This is a genomic window from Bacillus sp. MUM 13 (assembly GCF_001866725.1).
Classification (GTDB): Bacteria; Bacillota; Bacilli; order Bacillales; family DSM-1321; genus Peribacillus.
Window position 1 is genome coordinate 1 of the sequence record NZ_MLYQ01000124.1, and the last position, 8,761, is coordinate 8,761.

Annotated in this window: 6 protein-coding genes; all 6 read left to right on the forward strand. The window is 43.2% G+C overall.

Going from position 1 to position 8,761, the window contains the following annotated elements; translation table 11 throughout:
- Nucleotides 1-468: 468 nt before the first annotated feature.
- The 6 genes from BIV59_RS20860 to coaE all read left to right on the forward strand — a co-directional run bounded on the left by BIV59_RS20860 (nt 469) and on the right by coaE (nt 8,433).
- The gene (locus BIV59_RS20860; protein WP_071353391.1) at nt 469-1,185 is read left to right on the forward strand and encodes a response regulator transcription factor; all 717 of its coding nucleotides are present in this window, start codon (nt 469-471) and stop codon (nt 1,183-1,185) included.
- Nucleotides 1,182-2,954, forward strand: coding sequence for a two-component system histidine kinase PnpS (pnpS, locus tag BIV59_RS20865; RefSeq protein WP_071353392.1), 1,773 nt, complete (start codon nt 1,182-1,184; stop codon nt 2,952-2,954). Before BIV59_RS20860 ends, pnpS begins: the two co-directional genes overlap by 4 nt.
- Before the next feature lie 628 nt (nt 2,955-3,582).
- Entirely contained in the window at nt 3,583-6,213 is a 2,631-nt protein-coding gene (gene polA, locus BIV59_RS20870; RefSeq protein ID WP_071353393.1) for a DNA polymerase I, read from the forward strand.
- A 43-nt stretch (nt 6,214-6,256) separates the two neighbouring features.
- A complete protein-coding gene (gene mutM, locus BIV59_RS20875; RefSeq protein ID WP_071353394.1) occupies nt 6,257-7,090 on the forward strand; it encodes a DNA-formamidopyrimidine glycosylase in 834 nt (277 codons plus the stop codon).
- A gap of 83 nt (nt 7,091-7,173) precedes the next feature.
- Nucleotides 7,174-7,809, forward strand: coding sequence for a sporulation membrane protein YtaF (gene ytaF, locus BIV59_RS20880; RefSeq protein WP_071353395.1), 636 nt, complete (start codon nt 7,174-7,176; stop codon nt 7,807-7,809).
- A 21-nt stretch (nt 7,810-7,830) separates the two neighbouring features.
- Nucleotides 7,831-8,433, forward strand: coding sequence for a dephospho-CoA kinase (gene coaE, locus BIV59_RS20885; protein WP_071353396.1), 603 nt, complete (start codon nt 7,831-7,833; stop codon nt 8,431-8,433).
- Nucleotides 8,434-8,761: the final 328 nt, after the last annotated feature.

Consider the following 8,761-nt stretch of genomic DNA (forward strand, 5'->3'; position numbering starts at 1 on the left):
TGCGGGGTCTCACCTTCCCGCTAATCCCGCAGGAGTCTCGCACCTTCCGCTCCAATCAACCTGGCTTAACAATGGGGTTGCCTCGTAGAACTTATTAAAAAACAGCATTCTTAAAACAAAGAGCTTTTTTTATAGATTGCTGTTTTTCCATTTAATGTTTTCTTGAGGGCGATTACATAGTTAAGTCAGCCACATGTTTCATAGCAGCAAGCTTTCGAAAACTGCCTTTTGCTTTCATCCATTCGAAACAGGCGGTTAATCGGCAGTTTCTCTCTATGTTCTCTTTAGATGAACTCGTATTTTACTATTCATATTTATTGGTCTGAAAGGCACTGTATTTCATTAATAGGGCAAAGAAATTTTGGATATCCTAAATTAGCGTTTTCCTTCTCGGTTTTTTTCTTTATAATGAAGGTGGATGATAGGCTCGAGACTTGGGCAGGGGTAATACATACTCAGGAGGATGACATGATAAAGAAAATTCTCGTAGTAGATGATGAAAAATCAATATTGACTCTGCTGCAATACAATCTGGAACAGGCAGGATATTCAGTGGTGACAGCGATTGACGGAGAAGAAGGCCTGAAGCTTGCCATTGAGGAGAAGCCCGAGCTGATTGTACTTGATTTGATGCTGCCGAAGCTTGATGGAATAGAAGTTTGCAAGGAGCTGCGGCAGCAAAAAGTCATGACTCCAATTTTGATGCTTACAGCAAAAGATGATGAATTTGATAAAGTGCTTGGCCTTGAGCTTGGCGCTGATGATTATATGACAAAGCCTTTCAGCCCGCGGGAAGTCGTAGCAAGGATAAAAGCCATTTTGAGGCGGTCGCAGTTTCAGCCTGAAAAAGCCGAAGAAGATAACAGTGATGATGAGCTCATTAAACTTGGCGGTTTGAAAATATATCCTGAACGCTATGAAGCATTTTTTGATGGAAATCTGCTGGAGCTGACTCCTAAGGAGTTTGAATTGCTGATGTACCTGGCTAAGCATAAAGGAAGAGTGCTCACACGGGATCAGCTGCTTAGCGCGGTCTGGAACTATGATTTTGCAGGGGACACTCGGATTGTTGATGTGCATATCAGCCATCTGCGTGAGAAAATTGAAAGTAATTCCAAGAAACCCTTATATATTAAAACCATTCGCGGACTGGGCTATAAACTGGAGGAGCCTAAAGACGAATGAATAAATTCAGGACAAGGCTTTTGTTTGCCTTAATTACTTTAATCATGATTGTCCTGATTGCAGCGGGCCTGCTCTTGGGCCAGCTGTTTAAAAGCTATTATGTTAATACCTTTAATGAACGCCTTCAGAAGGAAACAGTTTTCATTTCCAATTATATTGAACAAAACGGCGGAATTACCTCGTTTCTGGCTTTTAATAAAACAAATGACCTTAAATCATTGCTTGATTCTAATTTCACGATTATTTCTGAAACTGGAAGCATCCTTTTTGACAGCAATGCAAACCGGAAAACAAATCCGGGAAGGCATGAGGCTCTTCTGAAAAGCATTGCCCATAAGGAAGGCAGCGATAGGGGTGAAGGGTTTGAAACGGTGGAGGGCGAAAAGGATCTGCATTATTATTGGAAAGCCATTAAAAGAGACCATAAGATAGAAGGCTATGCAGTTTTAAGCAATGAAATCGAAGCCATTAAGAAGGTTAACAGATCGATGTGGCAAATTCTCTCAGCAAGCCTCGGTGCTTCACTTATCATTATTATTATGCTTGGAGCCAAAATCGCTTCCCGGTATACTAAACCAATAGAAGCGGCCACAAATACGGCGATTGAACTGGCGAAGGGCAATTACAGGGCGCGTACATATGAGGAGCATTCGGATGAAACAGGAATGCTGAGCACATCGTTGAATATCCTTGCGCGAAATCTCCAGGAAATGGAGATAGCGAGGGAAATGCACCAGGACCGGCTCGAAACATTGATTGAAAACATCGGCAGCGGCGTCCTTCTGATTGACAATAAGGGGTACATCACCCTGATAAACAGGGAATATAAAGAATTGTTCCAGGTTGAAGCATCTTCCTTTCTTTTCCGGGTTTACTATGAAGTAGTCCGGCATAAAGAAATCATTGCGCTTATTGAAGAAATTTTCATTACGGAGAAGAGCATCAAGAGGCAGCTCCACATTCCATTGATGCTTGAAAGGAAGCACTTTGAAGTGTACGGGGCACCCATCATTGGCAATAACGATGAATGGAAAGGGATTTTGGTTGTTTTTCATGACATTACAGAGCTTAAGAAGCTTGAACAGATGCGCAAGGACTTTGTTGCCAATGTTTCCCATGAACTGAAAACGCCGATCACCTCGATAAAGGGGTTTTCAGAAACATTGCTGGATGGTGCCTTGGAAGATAAAGAAACGCTGCAGAATTTCCTGATGATTATCCTTAAGGAAAGCGACCGGCTGCAGGCACTTATCCAGGAGCTGCTTGATTTATCGAAAATGGAGCAGCAGGAATTTGTCCTTGATATTCAATGCTTTGATTTGTCTGTGATTTTAAAAGAAACATGTGATATTCTTCACTTCAAGGCTTCAGAGAAAAATATCACCATTGAACTGAATATGCCTGATAAACCGGCAGTTATTGAAGGGGATTCCCATAGAGTGAAGCAGATTTTCATCAATCTGATTACAAATGGCTTAAACTATACAGCGGCCGGTGGAAAGATAAGTGTTAATCTCGCTGAATCAGCGGATTCGGTTCATGTGACAGTCAGGGATAATGGAATCGGAATCGAAAAGGATGAGCTTCCGAGAATTTTCGAGCGGTTTTACCGGGTCGACAGGGCAAGGAGCCGAAATTCCGGCGGCACCGGTCTTGGGCTTGCGATTGTAAAGCATATCGTGGAAGTCCATAAAGGAAAAATCAGTGTGCAAAGCGAACCGGGCAAAGGCACAGCTTTCACTGTGACATTAAAAAAACGATTGATATGAAAGGCCTTTTGCGGATGATGGGAATTTACAAGTACTTTACAATACAGCTAATCTTTCTTAATAAAAAAGTACTACAATTACTAGTGTAAACCCCTTCATCCAAGGAGCCGGAAAAAGCAGGGACAAGACCCCGTTCCTGCTTTTTCCAAACAATGATTTATCCTATTTACGAACCATTTAGTGTAAAATAATTAATCTTTAACATAGTGAGTCATGGTATGCAGCCGGACATCATTATTAAAATGGCTCATTTCTTAAAGAATGTTGTTTTTTTAACTTGTTATGTGTGGCAATCCCATTGTTAAGTCAGGTTGATTGTAGCGTAAGGTGCGAGACTCCTGCGGGATTTGCGGGTAGGTGAGACCCCACAGGCGCAGCCGAGGAGGCTCACCGCCTGCCCCGCGGAAAGCGAGCATCCTGGAGCGGAAATCAACCACCTTGTTTCATAGCAGCAATGTTTAAGAAAACAGCCTTAAAAATAAATAAAGGGAAGCCTTGTGCTTCTGCTGTGCCGTTATTTTTCTTTCCTATTATTCTCGTGTTAGAATATAGGAAAGAATATAACGGCTTTTACTGTTTGGGACTTTTTTTAAAACGCGTTATGGCTGTTAACTAGGAGGGTGCGGATTTGGATAAAAAATTGGTGTTAATCGATGGAAACAGCATAGCATACCGTGCTTTTTTTGCATTGCCGCTTTTAAATAATGATAAAGGCATACATACAAATTCAATATACGGTTTTACGATGATGCTCAACCGGATACTGCAAGAAGAAAAGCCGACACATTTGCTTGTTGCGTTTGATGCAGGAAAAACCACATTCAGGCATGCATCATATAAGGAGTATAAGGGAGGCAGGCAGAAAACGCCTCCGGAGCTGTCCGAACAGTTCCCTCTGATCCGCGAGCTGCTTGATTCTTATAAGATAGCCCGCTATGAGCTGGAGAACTACGAGGCGGATGATATCATCGGGACACTTTCTCTTCGGGCCGAACAAGAAGGCTATGAGGTGAAGGTAATATCCGGGGACAAGGATTTAACACAGCTTTCTTCAGAGACGACAACAGTAAATATCACGAAAAAGGGAATCACTGAAATTGAAGAATATACTCCCTCGCATATTAAAGAAAAGTATGGACTGACTCCAATCCAGATTGTAGATATGAAAGGGCTTATGGGAGACTCTTCAGATAATATCCCGGGAATTCCGGGTGTAGGAGAAAAAACAGCGCTTAAACTGCTTCATCAGTTTGGAACAGTGGAAAACCTGATACAGTCCATTGATGAAGTGAGCGGGGCCAAGCTGAAGGAAAAAATCGAGGAGCATAAAGATCTTGCCGTCTTGAGCAAGGAGCTTGCTACGATTACAAGGGAAGCTCCGATAGAAATTACACTAGAGGATACCGCTTATGAAGGAATGGACACGGGCAAGGTCATAGCCCTTTATAAAGACCTTGGGTTTCAGACGCTTCTTGATAAGATGGACGCGGCAGTCCCGGGTGAAGAAGTGGAACAGGAAGAAATCAATGCAGATTCTGTAACGGAAATAACAGAAGATATGCTGACTGAAGAGAGTGCCCTTTATATCGAAATACTTGAAGATAACTATTTCCACGGAGAAATTATCGGTATGGCACTGTCAAATGAAGCCGGAAATTTCAGTTTTTCTGCAGATACTGCAGCTGCTTCTGATGTGTTTAAAAAATGGGCTGAAGATGATACGAAGAAAAAATCCGTATATGATGCCAAACGTTCTGTTGTTTCCCTCAAACTGAAGGGCATTGAGTTAAAGGGCATTGATTTTGATTTATTTCTTGCCTCCTATATCCTGAACCCATCTGAATCTGCAAATGGTGTCTCAGACATAGTGAAGGTGCAAAATGGAAGTCCTCTGCAATCCGATGAAGTATTTTACGGAAAAGGGGCGAAAAGGGCCATTCCGGAAGAAAAAGAACTTCATGTCCATATTGCCCGGAAAGCAAAGGCGATAATGGATCTAAAAGATAAAATGATCCATGCGCTGCAGCAAAACAGCCAATATGAATTGCTGACGGAGCTCGAATTGCCATTGTCCCTTATTTTAGCTGACATGGAGTTTCAGGGGATTAAGGTGGATGTGGGCAGGCTAAGGGAGACGGGCAAAGAATTGGCAGGCCGCTTAAAAGCCATTGAAGAAAAAATTTTCCTGGCCGCAGGTGTGGCGTTTAATATTAATTCCCCGAAACAGCTTGGTGTCATTTTATTCGAAAAACTGGGCCTGCCTGTGATCAAAAAAACGAAAACAGGGTATTCCACTTCTGCTGATGTGCTGGAAAAGCTGGAATCAAAGCATGAAGTAGTCCGGGAAATTCTTCACTACCGACAGCTCGGCAAACTTCAGTCTACGTATATTGAGGGGCTCCTTAAAGTGGCGGACGAAAAAACGGATAAAGTGCACACACGCTTTAATCAGGCGCTGACACAAACAGGGCGGCTCAGTTCTACAGACCCGAATCTGCAGAACATTCCAATCCGCCTTGAAGAAGGCAGGAAAATCAGACAGGCTTTTATTCCTTCTGAAAAGGACTGGATCATTTTCGCTGCGGATTATTCGCAGATTGAGCTGCGGGTCCTGGCACATATCGCGAAGGATTCCGGTCTTATTGAGGCCTTCCGGAGTGATATGGATATCCATACAAAAACTGCGATGGATGTGTTCCATGTAGGGAAGGATGAAGTGACTTCCAATATGAGAAGGCAGGCAAAGGCAGTCAACTTTGGCATCGTTTATGGAATCAGCGATTATGGATTATCGCAGAGCCTGAACATCTCGAGAAAAGAAGCCGCACAGTTCATCGAGCAATATCTGAGAAGCTTTCCGGGCGTGGAAGAATATATGAAGGAAAGCGTGGCAGATGCCAAGCAGGCTGGATATGTCACCACTCTGCTTCAGCGCCGGCGCTATATCCCGGAAATAACAAGCCGGAACTTTAACTTAAGAAGCTTTGCTGAGCGGACGGCCATGAATACGCCGATACAGGGCAGTGCAGCCGATATCATCAAGCTTGCTATGATTAATATGAGCGGCCGCCTTAAACAGGAGAAGCTGCAAACAAGAATGCTGCTCCAGGTGCACGATGAATTGATATTCGAAGCTCCCCGGGAAGAATTGGACATACTGCTTAAAATAGTTCCTGAAGAAATGGAGCGGGCAATCGAGCTGGATGTGCCCCTGAAGGTAGATTACGCATACGGGCCGACCTGGTTTGATGCTAAATAAAGCAAAACCTCCATTGGGGTTTACTTAAAAAGGAGGCGGAAAGATGCCAGAACTGCCGGAAGTAGAAACAGTGAGGCGGACCTTGGAAAGCCTGGTCATTGGCAAAGAAATTAAAGACGTATCAATTTTTTGGCCGAACATCATTAAGTCTCCTGCCCAGCCTGAACAATTCCGTGATGCACTGATGGGGCAAACCATTCACGGAATTGGGCGGCGCGGCAAATTTTTGATTTTTTATCTGGATGATTATGCAATGGTTTCACATCTCCGGATGGAGGGAAAGTATGCTCTGCAGGAAAAGGATACTCCCTATGACAAGCATACACATGTCATTTTCTCATTCCGAGACGGAACCGAGCTTCGCTACCGCGATGTCCGAAAATTTGGGACCATGCACTTATTCAGCAAAGGCGAGGAAGAATCACAGCAGCCGCTTATGCACCTTGGACCTGAGCCTTTTTCAAAAGAATTTACAGCAGAGTATCTGAAGAGCCGCCTGCTTAAAACCAGCAGGAAAATCAAGCCGGTGCTTCTGGATCAATCAGTTGTAGTCGGCATTGGCAATATTTATGTGGATGAAGCATTATTCCGGGCAGGAATCCATCCTGAGCGGATCGCTTCTTCACTGAATGAAGCAGAAATAAAAGTGCTCCGCCAGGAAATTTTCGATACGTTATCACAGGCTGTAGAAAAAGGCGGGAGTACCATTCGAACCTATTTGAACTCCCAGGGAGAAATGGGGATGTTTCAGCTGGAGCTGTATGTGTACGGCAAAAAAGGGGAAGCATGCAAACGCTGCGGAACAGAGATTGTAAAGCTTACAGTAGGCGGCAGGGGGACACATATCTGCCCTTCCTGCCAAAAACTTCAGGACTGAATCCCTAATTAATTAAAAACACATCGGATTTGCCATTTCCATATACTATCGTAGCAATCTGATAGGAAGGGGCACTTTTTCCGATGTGGCTACAAATACTATTTCTTGCTTTTGCGGTAAGTATCGACGGATTTGGGGTCGGTATGACATTTGGAATCAGAAAAATGAAGATTCCTTTTAGATCCATAGCGGTCATATCCTGCTGCTCAGCTTTGAGCCTCGGCATCGCTATGATGATTGGGGACTTTATCAGCAGGCTGGTTTCTCCCGAGGCTGCTGCCAAAACTGGGGGCGTTATCTTAATCATCCTTGGCATGTGGATTCTTTTTCAGTTTTTTAGGCCAGCAAAACAAAATCACGAAGAAATGCTGACAGAAAAAATTATATTTAATTTTGAAATCAAATCACTTGGTGTTGCTATTAATATTCTGCAAAAACCCCAAACGGCGGATTTTGATAAATCGGGAACCATTAACGGGGTGGAAGCACTGGTATTGGGATTTGCCCTTTCACTCGATGCATTTGGTGCAGGAATCGGAGCCGCAATGATTGGGATTCCCCCTTTCATACTCGCTCTTGCCATTGCTGCCATGAGTTCTTTATTTATTTGGATGGGCCTCCAGAGCGGAAAGGTTTTGTCCGCTAACAGGCTTGTTCAGAAATTGACATTTTTGCCGGGTGTGCTGCTGATTATTATTGGCATAATAAAATTTTATTGAGGCAAAAAGGAGTCTTTTTTTATGGGGCAGGTAATTGGAATCACTGGAGGCATTGCAAGCGGTAAAAGCAGTGTAAGCCAGTATATAAAAGAAGAATTGGGATTTCCCGTCATTGATGCAGATATTGCTTCCCGGGAGGTTGTCGAGCCTGGAAGGGAAGCCTATGAAAAAATTGTTCAGGCGTTTGGTGATGACCTCTTGCTTGAGGATTTGACCATTGACCGGTCTAAGCTAGGGGCCATAATTTTTCATAATGAGGAAAAAAGGCTCCTGCTGAACAGCATTGTCCACCCTGCTGTCAGAAAGAGGATGACTGAACAAAAAGAAAAGGCATTCCATGAAGGGGAAAAGGCTGTTTTCATGGATATCCCCTTGCTGTTTGAAAGCAAGCTTACCTACATGACAGATAAAACACTGCTCGTTTATGTGGACGAAGACGTTCAAAAAGAACGCCTGATAAAGCGGAATGCTTTATCCGAACAAGACGCCCTTGCGAGGATTTCTTCACAAATGCCGCTCGTTGAGAAAAAGAAATTGGCAGACGCAGTTGTAGACAATAACGGAGACCTCAAAGAAACATTGAAAAATGTGAAACAAATACTTAAAGAATGGAATGTACTTTAGAAAAGCCATGTGCTTTTCTTTTTTTTGAGTTCTAAAGAGTATTTCTTTTGGCGCTGTTTCGTAAATTTTGCTGCTATTGAATATTTTGAAATCCATTGTACGGCCGGTTGCTAAATCGTCCTTTTTCTCTAACCTGCCAAGATTAAAAAAGGCTTGTTTAAATATGATGCTTTATTAATCTTGTTTTTATCTTCATATTTAATGGCCCTTTTCTTAAAGATAGTTGTCTTTTAATGAGTTCTGCAAGGCTACCCTATTGTTAAATCTGGTTGATTGGAGCGTAAGTGCGAGACTCCTGCTTAGATTAGCGGGAAGGTGAGACCCCGCA